We start from the raw sequence: 21,908 nt of genomic DNA on the forward strand, positions 1-21,908 counted from the left end.
ATGACGAACGCGACGCCGAATTTCGGCGACTTCCAGCTCGAGGTCTATATGCGCGGCCTGTCGGGTGTGCGCGAGAACCTGCCGTTCACCTACGCGGAGCTCGAGGCCCGCGCGCACGCTGCCCTCCCGCCGGACATCGTGTCCTATGTCGCAGGCGGTGCCGGCAACGAGTACACCCAGGACGCCAACGTCACCGCGTTCGACCGCTGGGGCCTGATCCCACGGATGCTCGTCGGCGCCGCCCAGCGCGACCTCTCGATCGACCTCTTCGGGATGTCACTGCCAACACCGCTCCTGCTCGCTCCGGTCGGCGTCATCGGCCTGTGCGCGCAGGACGGGCACGGCGACCTCGCGACCGCGCGCGCCGCGGCGAAGTCGGGCGTGCCGATGATCGCCTCGACACTCTCGGTCGACCCGCTCGAGGACGTCGCAGCGCACCTCGGTGACACACCCGGGTTCTTCCAGCTCTACACCCCCAAGGACCGCGAGGTCGCGGAGTCGTTCGTCTCGCGCGCCGAGACGGCCGGCTTCAAGGGCATCGTCGTGACGCTCGACACCTGGCAGCTGGGCTGGCGGCCACGCGACCTGGGAATCGGCAACTTCCCGCAGCTGCAAGGCCATTGCCTGGCCAACTACTTCTCCGATCCGGTGTTCCGGGCCAAGCTCGCCAAGCCCCCGGAGGAGGATGTGCGGGCCGCGGCACTCGTGTGGGCCTCGGAGTTCGCCAACCCGACGCTCAACTGGGACGACCTGGCATGGCTGCGGTCGATGACCAAGCTGCCGCTCCTGCTCAAGGGAATCTGCCATCCCGACGACGCACGGCGCGCGATCGACGCCGGCGTCGACGGCATCTACGTCTCCAACCACGGCGGCCGCCAGGCCAACGGCGGCATCCCCGCGATCGAGCTGCTCCCCGCAGTGGCGCAGGCCGCAGGCAGCACCCCGGTCATCTTCGACTCCGGTGTGCGCGGCGGGGAACACATCGTCAAAGCCCTCGCCCTGGGCGCGACCGCCGTCGCGATCGGCCGACCCTACGCATACGGGCTCGCGCTCGGCGGCGACGACGACGGCATTGTGCACGTCCTTAAATCGCTGCTGGCCGAAGCGGACCTGCTTATGGCGATCGACGGCTACCGGTCGATCGCCGACCTGGGTCCTGACGCGCTGCTCAGGCGGGTCTGAACCACGCAGTCGAAGCCTCGCCCCGGGCGCCGACCGACGCCCGGGGCGAGTCCTCCATCCGGGGTTCCCGTGGAGCCGATGCCCACCTCCCCTGTCAGGCGGCGCACCCGGAGCGCGCGGAGCAGCACGCACGCCGCGCAGCCAGAGCAGTCGCGCCGCCGACCAGAGCCCAGGCGCGGGTCCTTGCTGCTATGGCCGACCCCGGCGCGCTCAGCCGGCGGGCGGTCCGAGACGCCGCCTGAGCTCGAGCGCCAGCTCGACTGCGAGCCGTCGCTCACCCGGCTGGTAGCCGAGCAGCTCGGTTGCACGCCCGATGCGCTTGAGGACCGTGTTTCGGTGGGTGTACAGGCGGGCGGCGGCACGGGGCGCGTTCTCGGCCTCCTCGAGATAGACGCGGAGCGTCTCGCGCAGTCGTGCCGCCGTAGGTTCCTCCTCGGCGAGCGGTCCGAGTGTGGTCGCGACGAACTCGGCCGCCCGGCGTGGATCCTGCGCAGCCAGCACGGTGACCTCGAGCTCGCGGTAGGACGCGAGCCGTTCGCTGTCGGGGTTGCCGAGGAGCAGACGGTGCACGGTGAGAGCAGCCTCGTGGCTGGCACGAAAGCCGGCGATTCCATGTCGAGCGGGACCGATCGCGGCGCGCAGGCTGTCATGCGTCCGAACCATCGCCGAACGCAGATCCTGGATGGGTGGTTCCCCGTCGATACCGATCCAGGCCCACAGCGTGGTCGTTCCTGCGGGAAGCGTAAGCGGCTTGCGCGCGCCTGCAGCGCGGGCAAGCACAAACGCTGCCGACTCCAACGCTCCGTGCGGCGCACCGGGCGGCTCAGCCCAGACGACGACTGCGGTGTGGCTCCGGTCGAGCGCGTAGGCGATCCGTTGAGTGGCGACCGCAGGGTCGATGGGGGCGCCGTCGAGGATCAACCGGATGGTCTCGGTGCGCCTGGCGAGTGCGCCGCCGATCACCTCCTCGCGTTCGCGCTGGGCCTCGGCGAGCATGACACGAAGCGCGTGGTCGACGTAGCGGAAGGCGAGCGAGAGCGAGAGCTCGGTGACGCCGATCAGCTCGGGCCCGGGCCCGACTGCCTCGTACGCGCAGGCCATCCAGCGTTCGAGCACGACCTGCTGGGCACGCCGAGCGCTCTCGTAGATCGCGTCGAGGTCGATACCTCGACGTGCGACAGTGCGGGCACCGTCGAGCGCCTCGGGCGGGATCGGGGTCGGCAGGGGTGACTCCGCGTGCCGGGCAAAGCTGAGGAAGCGCTGCAGGTGGCCGCGGTGGTTCGCGGTCAGTTCGGCCGCGATCGCGGCGTCGGACCCGAACGCCGGGACCGCCTCGATTGCGGCGGCGTCCATCTCGGCGACGGTCTCATCGAAGTCGAGAGCCAGTCGATCCGCGATCACGGCCACCAGCTCGAAGGTTCGTGCTGTCGGCTTGAGCGTCCTCACATGCGAAGTGTGCCGTCGCACACCACCGCTCCACAAGGCAGGGCATGCGACGCATGGCTGGTGGGAGCGGTGATCAGTTCCACGACCGGCGGGAGCGTCAACGACTGCAGCCAGCTGGTCACGGAGCGCATCTGCTGCCCGCCGACCGCCCAGCTGTTTCGGAGGGCCTGTCGGGCCTGGTCACGTGCTGGTTGGTACGCCTGGGTGTCGATCGTCGGGGTTCGAGGGTCGGTGGTACGGGCCCAGGAGCACCGTCGCGTCGTCTTCGCTGGCTGCAACCTCGGCGAATGTGCCATTTGCTTTCAGCCGGATGACGATGGGTTGGTCGCCGAGCCGTTTGACCTCATCGTCACGGGCCGGTCGTTGCTGATTCAGTGCGTCGGCGGGGATGAGTACGTTGCGGAACAGAAATGGGGCCTTGGTCCAGACGAGGATGTCGCGGACCCAGCGTCCGTACCCCCGGCTCCACTTGGGCCGGAGGCCGTCGATCTTTCCGCTCTCGACCCGGATGGCGCCGCGGAATGCGCCGGGTTGCCGTTTCACCCAGTACTTGCGGCCGTACACGACGCAGGCGAAGACAACGATGAGGTCGACGCCGAGCACGGCGAGTAGTGCGATCAGCACACGACCCATTCGGGGGAACGTCGATGGAGGCGACCGCCGCCAGGCAGGAAGCGTCGTCGAAACAGCAGGCCCACCCTGCCCTCGGCGACCTTCCCGCCCGCAAACCTCGAAGGCCGACTCACCTGGGCGGTGGGAAACGATCAACGTATTCACGGGAAACGATCTTCGTCGGCTTCGTGTATGCGCTGACCAGTGCATTTCGTCGGTTCCCCAAGGCGTCCTGCGGGAGCGGCAACAGCAGCGTGCGGGTGGGCGACAGACGCGACGGCAACTGCTGGCCGACAGCTCGGGGGCGGTCGTTCGCCCGCATCGCCTCGGTGTACCGCGTGCCGGTGGCCCGGCTCTGCTCTCGGATCTCCCGTGTGCGCTTCCGCGACTTCCTGGGCTGGTTCGTAAGCATATCTGACTCCATACAGCAGCGCGCCCCACGCACACGCTGCATTGAAGGCAGGCGGTTTCAGGTGCACGATGCGTCGAAAGACAGCTTGGCCTACCAACGAGGATCCCGGCGTGAGCGGAAAACCCCTTCAGCGGTCGGCGGTCGTGGCCGCCTGCTAGGCAGCATACCGGGCCTCCGGAGGCAGCAGCACGAAAGGCTAACCGCTGGCGCCGGGCCCCACACTTGGGCACCGCACCCCGCCACGTGCGACAGAGCTGGGAGAGCGTTGAGCTCGTCCACCGATAGGCTCCTGGAATCGCGTGGACGCCCCGGTGGGCAGCGTGACTATCCCGACGAAGCCCTGGAGCGGGTCCAGCTCATCCAGGACCTCTTCGCGGCCGGCCCCTCCAGCCGTACCGTCGCCGAACTCCTGCCGTGCGTGAGCACCGGCGTCGCGACCCCCGCCATGCTCGACCAGCTCATCATCGAACGCGACCGCATCGCCGCACGCATCCAGGACCTGGCCCGGGCCAAGACCAAACTCGGCCGCGTGATCGAGAATGTGACCGCGGCGAACGTGGCGCAGGACTGATCAACCCGTCGCGAGGCGTGGGGCCCCGACCTATGCGGCATCTACCGGGCGACATCGCGCGTGAACAGGTCTCCCCACCCGGTCGGGTCCGTGACCGCCACCCCTCCCTTGTACTCGCCATGGACGATCAACGCCTCCACGGTATCGGCCGAGCGAAGCCCACTCGTACATGCCTAACTTGCCTTACACCGCTTCAACCCGTTGACCTGTAGAGACACTTGACAGCACTAGATAATCACCGGGACCAGCGGCAGGCTGCCCGGTGGGTGACCGCAGCAAAGGCGCGGACCGGGACCTCTTCGCGAGCCGACGTGCTGGACCTCAGTGGTCGGGGGCTCCCGGAGATATCCGCCAGTCGTTGCCCTCAGACATGTCTGTGGGCACGACAGCGGGCAGCCCTGGAGATCTCCCCTCTGCAACCAGACTTGCCTAACGTGCCAGAACGCCTGCTTTTGCTCTGACCTGCTGCTTCAGCTTGACAACCCTAGATAATCATCGCCGCAGGCCCTTACGACCTGGTCGGCGATAGGAAGTGGATCAACGAGCGGCGCCATGCGGCACTGAACAGAAGAACTTGACAGGGAAGCCGACCACTTCGCCTTCGCCACCCGTCCCGACCTCGTCAACGCCCTGCTGCACGCGTTCGTCTTCGAGCGGCCGGGCGAGGGCTGAGCGGCGCTGATCCGGGCGGCGGGACCGGGGCGGCGGGATGTGGGTGGTGCCGACCGGCAGCGGGATCGGACCCTCGGTACGGTCGTAGCGGCGCGGCGCCGCACGGAGTTGTAAGGGGATGACTACGGCATGACGGAGGAACTTGGCGTGCGGGTGCAGGCGGCACGGGACCGCGCGTTCGCCGGCAGGGTGGGGGAACTGGCCCTGTTCCGGGCGGCGCTCGCCGGCGACATGCGCGCGTTCACCGTCATGTTCCTGCACGGCCCCGGTGGCATCGGCAAGTCGATGCTGCTGCGGCGCTTCGCGGAGGAGGCACGCTCCGCGGGTCGTACGGTCGTCGAGGTGGACGGCCGCACGACCCAGGCCACGCCTGCCGCTTTCGAGCAGGAGGCGCGGGCGGCGCTCACGGACGAGCGTGCCGTACTGCTCGTGGACACCTTCGAGCGATGTCAGGGCCTTGAGGGGTGGCTCCGAGACAGGTTCCTGCCCCGGCTGCCGGCCGGGGCGATCGTGGTGATCGCCGGCCGGCTGACACCCGATCCGCGGTGGACCACCGATCCCGGCTGGTCGGATCTCCTCCACGTCACCGCACTGCGCAACCTCTCCCCGGACGAGTCCATGGCCTTCCTCGACGCCCGCGGCGTCCCGGGCCCCGCCCACGCCCCGCTGCTCGCGTTCACCGGCGGCCACCCCCTCGCGCTCGCGCTCGCGGCGGCCGTCGGAGTCAAGGACGAACGGGCGGCCGCGCGCTGGGAGCCGAGCCGCGAGGTGATCGAGACACTGCTGCCCGAACTCGTCGGCGAGGTGCCCTCTCCCCGCCACCGACGGGCGCTCGAGGTGTGCGCGCACGCGTACATGACGTCGGAGTCGCTGCTGAGGGTCATGCTCGGCGAGGAGGAGGCCGGACCGCTGTTCCACTGGCTGCGCTCGCTGCCGTTCATCGAGTCCAGTCCACAGGGCCTGTTCCCGCACGATGTGGTCCGCGAGGCTCTGGAAGCGGATCTGCGCTGGCGCGACCGTGAGGGCTTCGAGGAACTGCATCTGCGGCTGCACCGGCATCTGTACGAGCAGGCCAGGGCCGTACCGGAAGGGTCGCTGCTGCCCGCCGTCGGGGCGCTGCTCTACATGTACCGCGGCGACGGCCATATGTCGGAGTTCCACTCCTGGCGCGCCGAGGGCGAGGTGTACGAGGAGCCGTGCGGCCCGGAGGATCACGGCCGTGTGCTCCAACTCACCGTCGAGGCCGAGGGTGAGGCGTCCGCGGCGATCGTCCGTTTCTGGCTGGGCGAGCAGCCCGGGGCGTTCCGGATCTATCGCTCCACGCACACCGGCGAGACTGTCGCCTTCGCCGCCTGGCTACGGCTCGAAGAGCCGGTCGGCACGGATGCCGACCCGGTGGTGGCGGCGGCCTGGGCGCACGCGCGTGCCACCGCTCCGCCCCGCGACGGCGAGTATCTGGGCATCGCCCGCTTCTCCGTGTACCCGCCCGCCTATCAGCGGCCCTCCGCACCCATGGATCTCATCCAGTGGCACACCATGGGCGACATCTTCCGCGCCGAGTGCCTCGCCTGGTCGTACATCGTGATGCGGGACGCCGACCTCTGGGGGCCGCATCTGCGGCACTTCGACATGCCACCGGTCGCCGAGGCGCCGTACGTCGGCGACTTCACGTACACCCTCTTCGCCCATGACTGGCGGGCCCAGCCGCCAGGGCCCTGGCTGGACCTCAAGACCCGGGTGATGCTTGACGGGCCGCACGCGACGGTCGCACCGGCGGAGCTCGTGGTGCTGTCCCGGCAGGAGTTCGACGCGGCTGCGCGGGATGAGCAAACCCGAGGCGCTCGCCGGCAGTCCGCTGGCGCGCAGCAAACTCGCCGTCGAGTACGGCATGTCGCTGCGCGACGTCCTCGTCCAGGCGGTCGAAGAGCTGCGCGAGGAACGGGGCGGCGAGAAGTGCCACCGGGCGGTGGTGGCCACGTACCTGGGCGGGGCTCCCACGCAGGAGGCGGTCGCCGAGCGGCTCGGGCTGCCGTTCAGTACCTATCGCAGGCATCTGACCGGTGGCATCGACCGGCTGTGCGACGCGCTCTGGCGACGGGAGCTGTACGGAGTGCTGCCCTCCGGAAAGTGAGCAGCGAACCGGACTGGGAACCGGCCACCTTCCGGGCCGATCGTTCGCACCGTGAGGACCGCAATCGAGGAGGTCGTACGGTGAGGACAGTCGTGATCGGCGCCGGAGTCGTCGGACTGACGACGGCGTTGCTGCTCGCCCGGGACGGGCATCAGGTGGCGGTCGTCGACCGGGACACCGGGATGCCCGCCGACACCGACGCGTGGGAGCGGCCCGGGGTCACCCAGTTCCGCCACCCGCACATCATGATGCCGCGGGCGTGTCAGCTCCTGGCCACGGAGCTTCCCCTGGTACTGGCGGAGCTCATGACTCGGGGCGGGCGCGCCCACAACATGCTCGCCGGGGCCTGGAACCTCCCGACCGTCGGCGGCCGCCGCCCGGACGACGAACGGTTCGACACGATCGCGGCCCGCCGCCCCCTCGTCGAGGCCGCGCTGACCGCCGTCGCACTGCGCACCCCGGGCCTGACCATCCACCGGAACACCCCGGTGACGGCGCTGCTCACCGGCACCGACCGGACCCTCGGCCGGCCGCACATCGCCGGTGTGCTCACCCGGCACGGCGGAGCCTTGGACGCGGATCTGGTCGTCGACGCGGCGGGCCGCAACTCGCCCGTGTCGAAGATGCTCACCGACGTCGGGGCGGCCAGGCCCGTCGACGACCACGCGGACATCGGGTTCCGCCTCTACACCCGGTACTTCAGGTCCACCGACGGGACTCTCCCCACGCAGGCCGCCTGGCCACTCGACCACCACGACAGCGTGTCCACGATCACCGTTCCCGGCGACTCGGACACCTGGGCCCTGTCCCTCGCCGTATCCGGCCGCGACCAGCTCCTGCGTGCACTGCGTCGGGAGTCGGCCTGGCAGCGGGCGGTGGCGCTGTACCCGAACGTCGCGCACTGGGCCACGACCGGCGAGCCGATCACCGGCGTCCTCGCCATGTCCGGTACGGAGAGCAGGATCCGCCGTTTCGTACGCGACGGACAGCCCGTCGCGACCGGGTTGGTGAGCGTCGGGGACGCCTGGGCCGCCACCAACCCGCAGTTCGGCCTCGGCATGGCCATGGGCATGGTCCATGCGGCGATACTGCGCGATCTGGTACGCACCACGGGCCCCGGTGAACCGGAGAAGCTCGCCCTCGCCTTCGACGAGGCCACGCACGCGACCCTCGCCCCGATCCATCAGGGCCTGGCCGCCTGGGACCGGCACCGCCTCGCCCAGATCGACGGCGAGATCTCCGGCATCCCCTACGAGCCCGAGGACCCGGACTGGAATTTCCGGCAATTCCTCGAAGCCGCCAAACTCCGTGACCCCGAGATCCTGCGCGCCATGGGTGAGGTCGCCTCGATGCTGGCAACCCCGGACGAGGCCCTCGCCCCGCCCGGCCTCCCTGAACGCGTGGTGCGGCTGGGCACGGGAGCGCCTCGCCATCCGGAGCCGGGGCCTTCACGGGCCGAGCTCCTCGAGGCGATCGCCTCTTGGCCGATCGCAGCCGGAAGCACGGTGCGAGGCGCAGGTGAACACCGGATCGGCCTGTTTTGTGAGCAGTCCTCGGCCATAGCTTTCCGTCAGCCAACTACCCACCACTGGGAAGGGATCACCCATGTCCACAACCGCCGTCGTCCACCCCGGCAACGGGCCGACAGCCGCCGAGTCCGCCGGCGCCGATCTGGTGGCCGCTGTCTACCGTGCCCTGGCGGCCGGTGACACCGCCGCCTTTCTGAACTGCCTCTCTCCTGCCATTACTTGGACGGTCGCAGCGGGCAGCCCGACAGCGGGGACCTACCACGGAGGCGAAGAGGTCCTGGCGAAGGCCATGGGGCCGCTCGCGCTGGACTGGGACGATTTCACGGTCGCCCCGGCAGAGATCTGCCCGACCGGCGACAGGGTCTTCGTGACCGGCACCTACAGCGGAGTTCATCGCGCGACCGGGAAGACCGGCGTCGCACGGTTCGTACACATCTGGCGCGTCGAGGAGGGTGCGGCCGCGCGGTTCGAGACCGTGTTCGACACGCACCCCATCTGGGTGGCCCCCCCCATAGCCGTCTCACGCGGGCATCCGGTGCCGCTCTCCCTGAGGCGCCGAAGCGGGACGCGGGGGAGCGGTCCGACGGTCGCGGGTCGGCTGCGGAGAGAGGTCGGCGCACCGCCGCTGATTCCGGGCAACGGAATCGGCGGGGCGATGACGGCGGTCGGTTCCCCTGCCGACGAAGGGACGCTGGGCGATCCTTTCCCGAGCTGGTGCGATCGTTCCCCCTGTACCTCGGCCCGATCCTCTGGGATCCAATTGATGACGCGTTGGGGACGCGAGGACAGGAACAGACTGACAAGGGCCGAGAAGCGCCGACACGGCTACTACGTCTGAGCTGCTGAAACGTCATGGATGGGCGTTGGTCGGCAAGGGCCGCCAAGATCCCCGAAGGACTCGTAAAGGAAACGGCCCTGAGGGGTCGCTCGGCCCTCTCGCGCAGTGCCCCACGGTTTGGTTGTTCAGATTGGCGGGGCGGTCGTCGGCGTACCTTGTCCGGCTGATCCGGCCAGGGGGCGCCGGTGTCTGCCCGGTGTTCCCGCGCGCGGTCTCTGCTCGGCCTCGCCGCCCTTGCCATCGGCGATGGCGCAAAGCGGCAGCAAGCGGTCCCCTGGCGCCCCCGTCTATGACTGTTTACAGCCGTATCGCCCAACTGTGCCCGGTCGCCCGGAACGACAGGACAAGTTCGGTGCGCGGGTCGTGGCCGATCGCGATGAACAGGCCCGTCACGTCGAGGTCGCGCGTCTGGCCGGTGAGGACGTCGCGGAGCACGACCCCGGCGAGCTTGCCGTCCGCTTCCTTGATCTCGGCGATCTCGCTGTCGAAGGCGAAGGAGATCTTGTCGTCGGAGAAGGCGCGGTTCTGCATGATCTGGGAGGCGCGCAGGGTGGAGCGGCGGTGCACGACGGTCACCGACTTGGCGAACCGGGTGAGGAAGGTGGCCTCCTCCATGGCGGTGTCGCGGTCGCGGAAGAAGAACCCGTCGCAGGTCGCGCACCAGGACACACCGCGGCCGGACAGTTCGTCCTCCTTGGGCAGGCCCAGCTTGCGTTAGCCGGACCCGGTGGCGACGATCACGGCCTTGGCCCGGTGCACCGTGCCCGCGGCGTCGGTGACGGTGTTGATGTCACCGGTGGGGTCGACCTCGACGATGTCGTCGTCGATCATCTCGGCGCCGAACCGCTCGGCCTGGGCCCGCATGTTCTCCATGAGGACCGGGCCGTCGACGCCCTCGGGGAAGCCGGGGAAGTTCTCGACCTCGGTGGTCGTGGTCAGCGCGCCGCTGACGAAGATGGCGCCGCCGAAGACAAGGGGCTTGAGTTCGGCGCGGGCGGTGTAGAGGGCGGTGGTGTATCCGGCGGGGCCGATGACGATGACCTCGCGTACGTCATCTCTCGCGGCCACCGTGGTCACGCCTCCTGCTTGGCCTCGATCTCGGCGATCAGGGCCTCGATGCGGGTCTTGATCTCGTCGCGGATCGGGCGGACGAACTCGACGCCCTTGCCTGCCGGGTCCTCCAGCGTCCAGTCGAGGTACTTCTTACCGGGGAAGATCGGGCAGGTGTCGCCGCAGCCCATGGTGATGACGTAGTCCGACGCCTGGACGGCCTCGGTGGTGAGGATCTTCGGCTTCTGGTCGGAGATGTCGATGCCGACTTCCTTCATGGCCTCGACCGCGGCCCGGTTGACCTGGTCACCGGGGATGGACCCGGCGGAGCGTACCTCGATCCGGTCGCCCGCGAGGTGGTTGAGGAATCCTGCGGCCATCTGCGAGCGTCCGGCGTTGTGGACGCAGACGAACAGCACGGAGGCGAGCGGGCTGGAGGACATCGGTTCTTCCTTTACGGTGTGGATCGGGTGGTGCGACCGGTGGCGCCGGACAGGGGGTTCAGCGGCTCGGCAGGGAATCGAGCAGTTCGGTGATGTGGGCGTCGATCTCGTCGCGGATGATGCGCACGACGCCGATCGGTGCGCCCTCGGGGTCGGCGACGGGCCAGTCCAGGTAGCGGCGGCCGGGCACCACCGGACAGGCGTCGCCGCAGCCCATGGTGATGACGATGTCGGCGGCCTGCACCACCTCGTCGGTCAGCGGCTTGGGGAAGGCGTTCGCGATGTGCGCGCCGGCCTCGGTGATGGCCTGCGCGACCACGGGTTCCACGGCGGTGGCCGGGTGCGTGCCCGCGGAGGAGACGACCGCCTGACCTTGTGCCCGGTGGGCCAGGAGCGCGGCGGCCATCTGCGAGCGTCCCGCGTTGTGGCTGCAGACGAACAGCACCCGCGGCAGCCCGACGCCGGGTCCTCCCTCGACGTGGGCGAGCGCGTCCAGCCGCTCGGCCGTGAAGCGTTCCGCCAGGACGACCAGGTGGGTGCGTACGTGGGCGTGCTCGGCGAGTTGGGCGTACGAGTCGGCGACGAGGCGCTGCACGGTCTCGGTCGAGAAACGGCCCCGGTAGCGGACGGCGAGCCGGGCGGCTCCGGCCGCGAGGCGTTGATCGGGGAGGACGGGAGGTGGGGACGAAGTCATGAGAAGCCCTTTCGACGGGATACGGATCCCAGGGTTCAGCGCAAGCTGATATCAGCTCCGAATGATGTGAAAGTATCAGTCCATGATGACATCAGTCGACACTGATCTGATCCGGGTTCTGGCCGACCCGCTCCGGCTCCAGATCGTCACCCTGCTCGCCCAGGAGACGCTCTGCAGCACGCACCTGATCGAGGAGACGGGCGTCAAGCAGACCAACCTCTCCAACCATCTGAAGGTGCTGCGCGAAGCCGGGGTCGTGGAGACCGAGCCGTGCGGCCGGTTCACCTACTACCGGCTCAAGCCCGACGTCATCGCATCCCTCGCCGGCCAGTTCGCCGACCTCGCGGAGACCGCGCGTGTCACTGCCGAGAACAACGTCAAGCGGTCCTGCCCCTGATCGCCGGCCCCCTGACCCCTGTCGCCCGAGTACCCGTCGCCCGAGGCGACCGCACTGAGGAGTCCTGTTGACCGCCACCCATGAGTCCGCCACGGGGTCCGCCATTCCCGCTGGCGAGCCGCAGCCCGCCCCGGGGGCCACCCCGCCCCGTACCCCGCTGGTCGCCAAGGCCGCCGCCGAACTGGTCGGCACGGCGGCCCTGGTGGCGGTCGTGGTCGGCTCCGGCATCCAGGCCACCGAGCTGACCCACGACGTCGGCCTCCAGTTGCTGGCCAACTCGCTGGCCACCGTCTTCGGGCTCGGCGTTCTGATCGCCCTGCTCGGCCCGGTCTCCGGCGCGCACTTCAACCCCGCCGTCACGCTCGCCGAGTGGTGGACGGCACGGCGCGGAGGTGCCGGGGTCACCCTTCGGGAAGCGGCCGTGTACGTCCCCGCGCAGATCACCGGCGCGATCGCGGGCGCCGTCCTGGCCGACGCGATGTTCGGCGAGCAGCTGGTGAAGTGGTCCACGCACGACCGCTCGGCAGGACACTTGTTGCTCGGTGAGGTCGTCGCCACTGCCGGACTGATCTTGCTGATCTTCGGCCTGGCCCGCACCGACCGGCTGCGCTTCGCCCCCGTGGCCGTCGCCTCGTACATCGGCGCCGCCTACTGGTTCACCTCCTCCACGTCCTTCGCCAACCCGGCGGTGACCATCGGCCGAGCCTTCACCGACACCTTCGCGGGCATCGCGCCGGGCTCGGTCGCGGGCTTCATCGGCATGCAACTCGTCGGCGCGGTGGTCGGACTGGCGCTGGTGGCGCTCATCTTCATGCCCGGCCGGGCGCCCGCCCAGTAGCCCGCCGCATGACACAGGCGACCCAGGTCGTGGTGGCCGGCGGCGGTCAGGCCGGGCTCACCGTCGGGTACCACCTGCGCCGACCGGGCATCGAGTTCGTCATCCTCGACGCCCAGGCCGTGCCGGGTGGCGCCTGGCAGCACGCCTGGGAGTCGCTGCATCTGTTCTCCCCGGCCGCGTTCTCCTCGCTGCCGGGGTGGCTCATGCCGGCGCAGGCGCGCGAGGAGTATCCGGACGCGGCGCACGTGGTGTCGTATCTGCGCGACTACGAGAAGCGTTACGACCTGCCCGTCCAGCGGCGGGTGCGCGTCGCGGGCGTGCATCGGGACGGTGAACTCCTGCGGGTGGAGACCGACTCCGGGTCTTGGAGCGCACGGGCGGTCATCAGCGCGACGGGGACCTGGTGGCGCCCCTTCCTGCCGGCGGTGACCCGGGCGCGGGGACTTCGGCGGCGCACAGCTGCACACCGTCGAATACCGCACGCCCCAGGAGATCGCGGGCCGCCGCGTATTGCGGTCGGGGGCGGCAATTCCGGCGCACAGATCGCCGCCGACCTCGCCTACGACACCGAGCTGACCTGGGTCACCCAGCGGCAGCCCCGCTTCCTGGCCGACGGCATCGGCGGCCGCGCTCTGTTCGACGCCACCGTCCGCCGCCGCGCCCTCGACGAGGGCCGTACGGATACCGGTGGCGTCGCCTCGCTCGGCGACATCGTCGCCGTCCCGCTCGTACGCGCGGCACGCGACGGCGGCCTGCCTCAAGGCCGCGCCCATGTTCACCCGCCTCCTCCCGGGAGGCGTCGAATGGGCCGACGGGACGCGGGCCGAGGCCGACACGATCGTCTGGTGCACCGGCTTCCGCCCGGCACTCTCCCACCTCGCCCCACTCAAGCTGCGGGAAACGCGTGGCCACATCCTCACCGCCGGCACTCAGGCCGTGGCCGAACCATGCCTGCACCTGCTCGGCTACGGCGACTGGACCGGGCCGGCCTCCGCCACACTGACCGGCGTCGGCCGGCCTGCGAGGGACGCGGCCCGCGCGGTCGCGGAGCTCGTCCGCTGATCCCAGCCCAGGGGCTGTGGACTCACACGGTCAGCACGGTCGCTGCGTCCACCCAGCGGGCCAACAGACTGAAGGCGGCGAGTTGTTCGAGTGCCCCGTGCTCCGGCAGCTCCGGGAGGCCGTCCTCATGGCTGTTGGGGTTGCGGATCGCCGCGTAACACCCTTCAGCAAACGCCATGGCTCCGCGGTGGACACTGCGGAAAGTGTCGCTCCCGTCGTCCTCCATGAGCCGCAACCGGGGTTGGTCCGCCTTCGGGGCGTCCAGCGAGAACACGCGCTGGAAGAGCTTCGTCTCTCCGACGTCGCGGCGCCCGATCTTCTTCCGCGCCTCGGCGTTGACTTTCCTGGCGGCCGCTGTGACCGCTTCCCGGCGGTGCCCACTGCGCCACAGCGCACGGGCTCCCTCCCGTGGGCGCTCGCGACGATGCCGGCCTGCGAGCCGTGGGTGGAACGGGAACCGGGGAAGGCCGGAGCGGCGCTTCCGGTGCGTGGCGGTTTTGGCGGTTCGTAGTCAGTCAGATGGAGAAACCGGGCCACCTCGTTGCGCGCCCAGGGGATGTCGATGCCCATGGCCCTAGGCCGCGTCTTCAAAAGATCTTGAGTGGTGGATCATGGTCGGGTGATACGTCGCCATGAACTGTCCGATGCCGAGTGGGAGTTCGTCGGACCGCTGCTGCCGGTGTCACTGCGGGGCCGGAAGCGGCTGGACGACCGCAAGGTGCTCAACGGGATCGTGTGGAAGTTCCGCACCGGGACGGCCTGGCGGGACGTGCCGGAGCGGTACGGCCCGTGGGCCACGCTGCCACCCGCTTTCGCCGGTGGGCGCCGGACGGCACCTTCGAGCGGATGCTCCGGGCCGCCCAGGCGCACGCCGACGCGGCCGGGGACATCGACTGGCTGGTGTCGGTCGACTCCACCATCGTCCGGGCCCACCAGCACGCCGCCGGGGCCCGAAAAGGGGGCTCCGCAGCCCCGGCCTCGGACGCTCCAGGGGCGGCCTGACCAGCAAGATTCACCTGGCCTGTGACGCCTTGGGCCGCCCGCTCGCCTTCACGATCACGGGCGGGAACACCAACGACTGCACCCAGTTCACCGCCGTGATGGAGGCGATACGGGTGCCCCGCCTCGGCCCCGCGTGCGGCCCTCCCATGTCCTGGGCGACAAAGGCTACAGCTCGAGGGCCATCCGGACCTGGCTGCGACGCCGGGGTATCAGCCACACCATCCCCGAGCGGGCCGACCAGGCCCGCAATCGGCACCGACGCGGCAGCCGGGGCGGGCGCCCGCCGGTCTTCGACAAGCAGCTCTACAAGCGTCGCAACGTGGTGGAACGCTGCTTTAACCGCCTGAAGCAATGGCGCGGCATCGCTACCCGCTACGACAAGACCGCCGAGTCCTACCAGGCAGCCGTCACCCTCGCATCGCTCCTGATGTGGGCGTGACATTTGAAGACAACCCCTAGCTTGATCTTTAACGTCCGGAGTCGAATGGTGCGTCGAACTTGATCGCTCGGTCCGGTAACTGCCGTACGCGGAAGCGGCCTTCGGCTGAACATGTGCTCCGACCAAGGAACACACACGTCCAGCACGAAGGCCGTGAGGATGAGTCTGCTGCATCACGCTGTCCGGCGAGAGCCGTTGGCGCAACTGTCATGCTTCCGGGGCGAGTTCTACTCCTGTCTGACCGCTCGTTCGGACGCGTTGTTCGAGCTGGCTGATGCCGTTCTGTGCGGTGACGGGCCGGTGAGGTCGCTGGCCGAGCTGTCGCTGGTGGGTGAACACCGCCGCGGCCATGGCGGGCTCTACGCCGCCCTGGCCCGTGGACGCATCGACGCCGGCCGGCTGCGGCGGGCACTGGCCGAAGTGCCACTGCCGCGGGCTGCCGACGGCCGGCTGGTCCTGGCCGTCGACGTCACCTGCTGGCTGCGGCCCGATGCCCACACCTCACCACAGCGGATCCTGTGCCACACCTACGGCCGGGGCAAGGACCAGCACATCCCCGTCCCCGGCTGGCCCTACTCGATCATCTGCGCACTCGAGCCAGGCCGCAGCTCATGGACCGCACCCCTGGACGCGCTGCGCCTGGCGCCCGGCGACGACACCGCCACCGTCACCGCCCGGCAGCTGCGCGATCTGCTTCAGCGACTGATCGCAGCGGGGCAGTGGCAGACGGGCGACCCGGACATCCTCATCGTCGCGGACGCCGGATACGACGCACCCCGCCTCGGCTTCCTCCTGAGGGACCTGCCCGTGCAGGTGCTGGCCCGGATGCGTTCGGACCGCGTCCTGCGCAGAGCTGTCCCGCCCCGGCTGCCGCACACCCAGGGCCGGCCTCCCCGGCACGGCAGCGAGTTCGTCTTCGGACAGCCCGACACCTGGGACACCCCGGACACCGAAACCGTCACCGACACACGCCTCTACGGCACCGCCACCGCTCGTTCCTGGAACCGGCTCCACCCCAAACTGACCCACCGCTCCTCCTGGGCCGCAGCCGACGGCACCCTCCCGATCGTCGAGGGGACCGTGATCCGCCTGGACATCGACCACCTGCCCAGCGGAGCAACCCCCAAGCCCGTCTGGCTGTGGTGGTCCGGCACCGACGCCACCCCGGCAGACGCAGACCGCCTCTGGCAGGCCTACCTGCGGCGCTTCGACATCGAGCGTGCACACACCCCGCAAAACACAGCCGCCGAAGCAGAGAACGAAGAAGTCAACCACCCCACGACCCCGCCGCACAGGTTAAAGATCAAGCGTACGTCCAGCAGTCCGGGCGTCTTCCCAGTTCAGAAGGGGTGTGAACGATGTAACCGGACGTCAAGCTCAGGATAGCCAGCCGGTGGAAGTCCGGTCCGGGGAGACGCCAGGGTCCCCGGTAGCTGACTCCCGGCGTCGCCCGAAATGGTGGCGTCGAAGTGGAGTGACAAGCGCCTCTCGGGGGCGTGCAACCGACCAGTCCGCAACATGAAGTGAAGCCTGCAGCGTCGTCATTTAACCCCCGCCCGCGGGCGGGCCAAGGAGGAGCCGAGCCTGTGCTTGATTGGCGAAGGCCACGGAAGATGATCTCGGACCTGGAGCGGTCGTCGAAGAACCTCCCGGCGTAAGGGGCGTGGAATGGTCGGAAGGTTGTCCTGGGAACTGGAGAGAGCCTCCTCGGCCCCGGGTATTGCGGCCCGGGAAGCGTGGCCTGCCTATAACCGGCAGAACCGGGAAATGGCGGGTTGTCGAGAGGCAGTCGGAGGGGGTCGTAGTAGTGACGATCGGCGGGACAACACAACCCGCTGGGAGCGAAGGGCCCCTGCTTCATCGACGCGATTCGAAAACAGGGAGGGACCCGGATGAGTGCCGTTACGGCTAGTTCCATCCGCCGGGAGGAAAGCGTCGCAGGACCAGTCCGCCGTCCTCTGGACAAGGTCCGAGCCTTGCAACGGACGCTTTACCGCTGTGCCGAGCAAGAACCCGAACGCCGGTTTCACGCCCTGTATGGCCATGTCCACCGCATGGACGTTCTGAGGCGGGCGTGGGCCGGTGTGTGCGCAAACCGGGGTGCCCCCGGCGTGGACGGTACGACCGTCGACGCGGTGGAATCCTCGGGGGTGGATGCATTCCTCCAAGACCTTTCGCAGAGACTGCGGGCGCATACGTATCGTCCGTCAGTGCTGCGACGGGTCCAGATTCCCAAACCGGGGCGGCCGGGGGAGTTCCGGCCGCTATCGATCCCCACCGTGGCGGACCGCGTGGTGATGACGGCTGCGAAACTGGTCATGGAACCAGTATTCGAGGCCCAGTTCACCGAGGCGAGCTATGGATTCAGGCCGAAGCGGTCCGCGATCGACGCGTGCGAGGCAGTGCGTGTCGCCGCGAACCAGCGGCGGGAGTGGGTGTTCGAGGCCGATATCCGCGACTGCTTCGGCACGATCGACCATGAGGCGCTGATGGCCCAAGTGGCGCGGCGTGTGGTGGACCGGCCGATGCTGAAGCTGATCCGGGCCTGGCTGCGGATGGGAGTCCTGGTGGGCGGGGTGACCTCGCCTACCGGGGCGGGAACCCCTCAGGGCTCACCGATTTCCCCATTGCTGGCAAATATCGCGCTGCACGTTCTCGACGAGGCGTGGCAGAACGAAGGTCGCCGGCTGGGGACGTTGGTGAGGTACTGCGATGATTTCGTAGTCCTGTCGCCGACCAAGCAACGGGCCGAACAGGCCCGTGAATTGGCGGCACGAGTTCTGGAACGGCTCGGGATGCGATTGCATCCTGAGAAGACCGGCATCGTCTGCCTCACCCGAGGCGGGCAGGGCTTCGACTTTCTCGGCTTCCACCACCGGAAGATGGAATCGTGGAAATGGCGGGGCAGGTACTACTTGCAACGCTGGCCCTCGGCCAGGGCGATGCGGGTACTGCGGGACAAAGTCCGTGCGGCGACCGCTCGTTCGAAGACTGAGCGGCCGGTATCCGCCGTGGTCGCCGATCTCAACCCGGTCCTGCGGGGCTGGTCGGCGTACTTCCGTAACGGGAACTCCGGACGGAAGTTCAACGTGGTCGACGGCTATGTCCACGAACGGCTGGCGATCTTTGCCAGCGCGAAACACGGACTTGCGGGCAGGAACTGGACCACCCGATTTACTTATGGGTGGATCACCCGGCTCGGTGTCTACCGCCTTACCGGAAACGTGCACAGGGCAACGGCGCATGCCAGCCGGTGAACGATGTCGGAAAGCCGTGTGCGGGAGAACTGCATGCACGGTTTGAAGCGGCGGGGACTGGAAACGGGGCATCAGCCACCGCGCCAGTCCCCGACCCTACTAGGGTGGCCCGTCCGGTGACGGCTATCAGGCGATCTTCAGCATCTGTGCCATGGCAGCCACCACCGACGGCTCCACTCGGTAGTACACCCAGGTGCCGCGCCGCTCGGAGGCCAGCAGCCCGGCCTCCTTCAGTTTCTTCAGGTGGTGGGAGACAGTCGGCTGGGAGACGCCGACGTCGGAGATGTCGCACACGCACGCCTCGCCGCCTTCGTGCGAGGCGACCAGCGAGAACAGCCGCAGCCGCACCGGGTCGCCGAGCGCCTTGAACGTCGCCGCTGTCCGCTCCGCCTCCTCGGCACTCAGCGGACGCTCCGTCAGCGGCGGGCAGCATGGCGCCGCGGCTTCAGCATCAGGTTCGAGCAGCGGCAGAACCTTCGTATTCGACATACGTCTATGTTGACACATGTCGAACCAGAGACACGCTTTCGCGCTGTGGCGATGGTGGGTGGCCGTGTTCGCCCAGGCCCCCGAAGGGGCCGGCCGTCACCGCCGACGGCAATGTCGGCGACTCCGCAATCGATCTCCAGTTTCGATAAGTGTCTATGTTGACGCTTGTCGAAACAAGTGGGATGCTGGCTGCGCAAGACATCGACAAACGTCGAAGCAAAGGGGATTCGTTGTGACTGTGCCTTCTAACGAGGGGCTCACCACCGGCCAACTGCCCGTCGCGGTCATCGGAGCCGGCCCCATCGGCCTGGCTGCCGCCGCCCACCTCGTCGAACGCGGCGTCGAGCCTCTGGTCCTGGAAGCCGGGCCGGCCGCGGCGGCCGCGGCGCGTGAGTGGAGCCACATCCGGCTGTTCTCCACCTGGGGCGAGGTCACTGACCTGGCCGCCGAGAAGCTCCTCGCTCCGACCGGCTGGACCAAGCCCGACGCGGCCACGTATCCCTCCGGTGGCGACTGGGCCGAGCAGTATCTGCAGCCGCTGGCCGACGCCCTGGGCGACCGTGTGCGCTACCACACCACGGTGACCGGGGTCTCGCGCGCCGGACGCGACCGCATCGTCGACGCCGACCGCGAAAGCCGGCCCTTCGTCCTGCACCTCACCACCGCCGATGGCGAGGAGGAGCGCATCTTCGCGCGCGCCGTCATTGACGCCTCCGGCACCTGGACCAAGCCCGGCCCGGCCGGGGCCAGCGGTCTGCCCGCCCTCGGAGAAAAGGCCGCCGCCGACCGCGTCACCTACCGCGTCCCCGACCTCAAGGACCCGGCCGTCCGCATTCGTTACGCGGGCAAGCGCACCGCCGTCATCGGCTCCGGCGCCTCCGCCTTCACCGCGTTGGCCACCCTCGCGGACGTCGCCAAGGACGAGTCGGGCACGCATGCGGTGTGGGTGCTGCGGCGTGGCATCAGTGGTTCCACGTTCGGCGGCGGCGAAGCCGACCAGCTGCCCGCCCGCGGCGCGCTGGGGCTGGCAGCGAAGGCCGCGGTCGACAACGGCTACGCCGACGCGGTCACCGGATTCCGCACCGAGGCCATCGAGCGGGCGGACGACGGACGGCTCATTCTGGTCGGCGAGGACGGCCGACACCTCGACCCGGTCGACGAGGTCATCGTCCTGACCGGCTTCCGCCCCGACCTCGCCTTCCTCTCCGAGATCCGCCTCGGTCTCGACGAACGCCTCCAGGCGCCCCTCGACCTGGCGCCGCTCATCGACCCCAACCAGCACTCCTGCGGCACCGTCTACCCGCACGGCCACAAGGAGCTGTCCCACCCCGAACACGGCATCTACCTGGTCGGCATGAAGTCCTACGGCCGCGCCCCCACCTTCCTGGCCATGACCGGTTACGAGCAGGTCCGATCCGTCACCGCCGCCATCGCAGGCGACCTCGAATCCGCCGACCGCGTCGAACTCACCCTCCCAGAAACAGGAGTGTGCGGAGGCGCAGGGATCTTCGACGACCCGGCAGCCGGGCAAAGTGACGGCGGAGGCTGCTGCACCCCGGCACCGCAACTCGTACAGCTCGGCATCGGCGCCCCCACCACGGCCGCCGTCACCAAGGACTCGTCGTCCGGTGGTTGCTGCTGAGCCTGAACCCCGGCTGCCCCAGCCGTCATGGCCGGGGCACTTCCACTCCTACGGCAGGAGGATCGCCATGTCCCGAGTACAACTCGCCCTGCGCGTCCCCGACCTTCAGGCCTCGATCGCCTTCTACAGCAAGCTGTTCGGCACCAAGCCGGCAAAACTCCGCGACGGCTACGCCAACTTCACCATCGCCGACCCCCCGCTGAAGCTCGTCCTCGTCAAGGGCGCGCCGGGCGAGGACACGCGGATGGACCACCTCGGCGTCGAAGTCGAATCCTCCGAAGCCGTCCACGCCGCGACCACCCGCCTCGCCGACCAGGGCCTGGCGACGGACGTGGAGAACGACACTACCTGCTGCTACGCCCTCCAGGACAAGGTGTGGGTCCACGGCCCAGGCCAGGAACCATGGGAGGTGTACGTCGTCAAGGCCGACGCCGACACCCTGACCAAGCAGCGGGGCAGCACCTGCTGCGCCATGGCGTGATCTCCCGGAGCGCTACGGGCCGTGGGACCGGGACTACGACCTGTTCCGGCGGTGGCAGCGCGACGGCACCTGGAAGCGGATCTTCGAGCAATTGCAGGCGGATGCCGACGCGTAGGGCCTGATCACGTGGGATGTGGGCGTGGACTCCACCATCGCCCGCGCCCACCGGCACGCCGCCGGGGCGCGTAAAAGGGGGATCTGCGGAAGGAGCCTCCCGGCGGCGTCGACACTGAGCCCGACGGCCACGGCCTCGGGCGCTCGCGCGGCGGGCTGACCACCAAGCTGCACCTGGCGGTCGAGCAGGGACAGAAGCCACTGTCGCTGCTCGTTGCCGCCGGTCAGCGGCACGACAGCCCTCAGTTCCAGGCGGTCCTGGACGCCATCCGCGTGCCCCGGATCGGGCCGGGCCCCACCGCGCTCGCCGGACAAGGTCCGCGCCGACCGAGCCTACGGCTCCCGCGCGAACCACGCCTACCTGCGCAGACGCGACGTGCGGTGCACCATCCCGGAGAAGGCCGACCACATTCGCAACCGCCAGAAGCTCGGGTCGCTCGGTGGCCGCCCACCGAAGTGCGACAAGGACGACTACGAGCGGCGGCACGCCGCCGAGTGCGGGATTAACCGGCTGAAACGCCATCACGCGGTCGCCACGAGGTGCGACAGACTCGCTGTCCGCTATTGCGCGTCCGTGCTGGTCGCCGCCATCAACGAGTGGCTATGA

16 protein-coding genes and 8 pseudogenes are annotated in these 21,908 nt (G+C 69.3%); 17 read left to right on the forward strand and 7 right to left on the reverse strand.

From position 1 onward, the window contains the following. Entirely contained in the window at positions 1–1,182 is a 1,182-nt protein-coding gene (locus SMIR_RS36470) for a lactate 2-monooxygenase (protein ID WP_212727958.1), read from the forward strand. A 210-nt stretch (positions 1,183–1,392) separates the two neighbouring features. Here the strand turns inward: SMIR_RS36470 and SMIR_RS36475 are convergent, their stop codons facing one another. Then, entirely contained in the window at positions 1,393–2,628 is a 1,236-nt protein-coding gene (locus SMIR_RS36475; RefSeq protein WP_212727959.1) for a PucR family transcriptional regulator, read from the reverse strand. A gap of 180 nt (positions 2,629–2,808) precedes the next feature. After that, positions 2,809–3,261 (reverse strand): DUF2550 family protein, encoded by a 453-nt coding sequence (locus tag SMIR_RS36480; RefSeq protein WP_212727960.1) that lies wholly within the window; start codon positions 3,259–3,261, stop codon positions 2,809–2,811. Positions 3,262–3,917: 656 nt separating this feature from the next. Between SMIR_RS36480 and SMIR_RS36485 the strand changes: the two genes are divergently transcribed. The 3 genes from SMIR_RS36485 (at position 3,918) to SMIR_RS36495 (ending at position 9,393) form a co-directional block, all read left to right on the forward strand. After that, positions 3,918–4,223, forward strand: coding sequence for a MerR family transcriptional regulator (locus SMIR_RS36485; protein WP_212727961.1), 306 nt, complete (start codon positions 3,918–3,920; stop codon positions 4,221–4,223). A gap of 801 nt (positions 4,224–5,024) precedes the next feature. After that, positions 5,025–8,735 (forward strand): FAD-dependent oxidoreductase, encoded by a 3,711-nt coding sequence (locus SMIR_RS36490; protein ID WP_212727962.1) that lies wholly within the window; start codon positions 5,025–5,027, stop codon positions 8,733–8,735. Beyond that, positions 8,632–9,393, forward strand: coding sequence for a nuclear transport factor 2 family protein (locus tag SMIR_RS36495; RefSeq protein WP_212727963.1), 762 nt, complete (start codon positions 8,632–8,634; stop codon positions 9,391–9,393). The genes SMIR_RS36490 and SMIR_RS36495 overlap by 104 nt, the downstream gene beginning before the upstream one ends. 345 nt (positions 9,394–9,738) lie before the next feature. Here SMIR_RS36495 and SMIR_RS36500 read toward each other — a convergent pair. The 3 genes and pseudogenes from SMIR_RS36500 to SMIR_RS36510 all read right to left on the reverse strand — a co-directional run. Beyond that, positions 9,739–10,461: pseudogene (locus SMIR_RS36500) on the reverse strand (NAD(P)/FAD-dependent oxidoreductase); the annotation flags it as partial. A gap of 5 nt (positions 10,462–10,466) precedes the next feature. Further along, positions 10,467–10,886 (reverse strand): arsenate reductase ArsC, encoded by a 420-nt coding sequence (locus tag SMIR_RS36505; RefSeq protein ID WP_212727964.1) that lies wholly within the window; start codon positions 10,884–10,886, stop codon positions 10,467–10,469. A gap of 58 nt (positions 10,887–10,944) precedes the next feature. Next, positions 10,945–11,580: an arsenate-mycothiol transferase ArsC gene (locus SMIR_RS36510; protein ID WP_168489497.1), complete on the reverse strand. Its 636-nt coding sequence runs from the start codon at positions 11,578–11,580 to the stop codon at positions 10,945–10,947. 82 nt (positions 11,581–11,662) lie between these two features. Here SMIR_RS36510 and SMIR_RS36515 point away from each other — a divergent pair, with 82 nt between their 5' ends. The 4 genes and pseudogenes from SMIR_RS36515 (at position 11,663) to SMIR_RS45035 (ending at position 13,877) form a co-directional block, all read left to right on the forward strand. Continuing rightward, entirely contained in the window at positions 11,663–11,977 is a 315-nt protein-coding gene (locus tag SMIR_RS36515) for an ArsR/SmtB family transcription factor (RefSeq protein ID WP_212727965.1), read from the forward strand. A 67-nt stretch (positions 11,978–12,044) separates the two neighbouring features. Next, complete coding sequence (locus SMIR_RS36520) at positions 12,045–12,815, forward strand: aquaporin (protein WP_168489494.1); 771 nt, start codon at positions 12,045–12,047, stop codon at positions 12,813–12,815. Positions 12,816–12,823: 8 nt separating this feature from the next. Next, a pseudogene (locus SMIR_RS45030) lies at positions 12,824–13,354 on the forward strand (NAD(P)-binding domain-containing protein); the annotation flags it as partial. A 148-nt stretch (positions 13,355–13,502) separates the two neighbouring features. After that, positions 13,503–13,877, forward strand: coding sequence for a hypothetical protein (locus tag SMIR_RS45035; RefSeq protein ID WP_422664540.1), 375 nt, complete (start codon positions 13,503–13,505; stop codon positions 13,875–13,877). Positions 13,878–13,899: 22 nt separating this feature from the next. Here the strand turns inward: SMIR_RS45035 and SMIR_RS36530 are convergent. Continuing rightward, positions 13,900–14,271: pseudogene (locus SMIR_RS36530) on the reverse strand (TIGR02391 family protein); the annotation flags it as partial. Between the two features lie 285 nt (positions 14,272–14,556). On the opposite strand from SMIR_RS36530, the pseudogene SMIR_RS44665 reads away from it, so the two are divergent. From SMIR_RS44665 to ltrA, 5 genes and pseudogenes are all read left to right on the forward strand, one after another. Continuing rightward, positions 14,557–14,619 (forward strand): annotated as a pseudogene (locus SMIR_RS44665) (hypothetical protein); the annotation flags it as partial. A 76-nt stretch (positions 14,620–14,695) separates the two neighbouring features. Further along, a pseudogene (locus SMIR_RS44670) lies at positions 14,696–14,893 on the forward strand (hypothetical protein); the annotation flags it as partial. 44 nt (positions 14,894–14,937) lie between these two features. Beyond that, positions 14,938–15,318 (forward strand): annotated as a pseudogene (locus tag SMIR_RS44675) (transposase); the annotation flags it as partial. A gap of 159 nt (positions 15,319–15,477) precedes the next feature. Beyond that, a pseudogene (locus SMIR_RS36540) lies at positions 15,478–16,536 on the forward strand (transposase); the annotation flags it as partial. A gap of 836 nt (positions 16,537–17,372) precedes the next feature. After that, positions 17,373–18,575 carry a group II intron reverse transcriptase/maturase gene (gene ltrA, locus SMIR_RS36545; RefSeq protein WP_249938636.1) on the forward strand — a complete coding sequence of 401 codons (1,203 nt, stop codon included), beginning with the start codon at positions 17,373–17,375 and terminating at the stop codon, positions 18,573–18,575. A gap of 126 nt (positions 18,576–18,701) precedes the next feature. Here the strand turns inward: ltrA and SMIR_RS36550 are convergent, their stop codons facing one another. Then, a complete protein-coding gene (locus SMIR_RS36550; protein WP_212727966.1) occupies positions 18,702–19,064 on the reverse strand; it encodes an ArsR/SmtB family transcription factor in 363 nt (120 codons plus the stop codon). A 232-nt stretch (positions 19,065–19,296) separates the two neighbouring features. Between SMIR_RS36550 and SMIR_RS36555 the strand changes: the two genes are divergently transcribed. The 4 genes and pseudogenes from SMIR_RS36555 to SMIR_RS45040 all read left to right on the forward strand — a co-directional run bounded on the left by SMIR_RS36555 (position 19,297) and on the right by SMIR_RS45040 (position 21,908). After that, entirely contained in the window at positions 19,297–20,706 is a 1,410-nt protein-coding gene (locus SMIR_RS36555; protein ID WP_249938533.1) for an NAD(P)-binding domain-containing protein, read from the forward strand. Between the two features lie 67 nt (positions 20,707–20,773). Beyond that, entirely contained in the window at positions 20,774–21,187 is a 414-nt protein-coding gene (locus SMIR_RS36560) for an ArsI/CadI family heavy metal resistance metalloenzyme (RefSeq protein ID WP_212727967.1), read from the forward strand. Between the two features lie 31 nt (positions 21,188–21,218). Continuing rightward, a pseudogene (locus SMIR_RS43835) lies at positions 21,219–21,302 on the forward strand (hypothetical protein); the annotation flags it as partial. A 375-nt stretch (positions 21,303–21,677) separates the two neighbouring features. Further along, a complete protein-coding gene (locus SMIR_RS45040) occupies positions 21,678–21,908 on the forward strand; it encodes a hypothetical protein (protein WP_249938534.1) in 231 nt (76 codons plus the stop codon).

Source organism: Streptomyces mirabilis, assembly GCF_018310535.1.
Classification (GTDB): domain Bacteria; phylum Actinomycetota; class Actinomycetes; order Streptomycetales; family Streptomycetaceae; genus Streptomyces.

What these genes read in the sequence shown, in the direction of transcription:
- SMIR_RS36550 (WP_212727966.1), bottom strand. Translation starts at nt 19,064, where the DNA reads ATGTCGAATACGAAGGTTCTGCCGCTGCTCGAACCTGATGCTGAAGCC.
- SMIR_RS36505 (WP_212727964.1), bottom strand. Translation starts at nt 10,886, where the DNA reads ATGTCCTCCAGCCCGCTCGCCTCCGTGCTGTTCGTCTGCGTCCACAAC.
- SMIR_RS36510 (WP_168489497.1), bottom strand. Translation starts at nt 11,580, where the DNA reads ATGACTTCGTCCCCACCTCCCGTCCTCCCCGATCAACGCCTCGCGGCC.
- SMIR_RS36490 (WP_212727962.1), top strand. Translation starts at nt 5,025, where the DNA reads ATGACGGAGGAACTTGGCGTGCGGGTGCAGGCGGCACGGGACCGCGCG.
- SMIR_RS36470 (WP_212727958.1), top strand. Translation starts at nt 1, where the DNA reads ATGACGAACGCGACGCCGAATTTCGGCGACTTCCAGCTCGAGGTCTAT.
- SMIR_RS36515 (WP_212727965.1), top strand. Translation starts at nt 11,663, where the DNA reads ATGATGACATCAGTCGACACTGATCTGATCCGGGTTCTGGCCGACCCG.
- SMIR_RS36560 (WP_212727967.1), top strand. Translation starts at nt 20,774, where the DNA reads ATGTCCCGAGTACAACTCGCCCTGCGCGTCCCCGACCTTCAGGCCTCG.
- SMIR_RS36495 (WP_212727963.1), top strand. Translation starts at nt 8,632, where the DNA reads ATGTCCACAACCGCCGTCGTCCACCCCGGCAACGGGCCGACAGCCGCC.
- SMIR_RS36480 (WP_212727960.1), bottom strand. Translation starts at nt 3,261, where the DNA reads ATGGGTCGTGTGCTGATCGCACTACTCGCCGTGCTCGGCGTCGACCTC.
- ltrA (WP_249938636.1), top strand. Translation starts at nt 17,373, where the DNA reads ATGGACGTTCTGAGGCGGGCGTGGGCCGGTGTGTGCGCAAACCGGGGT.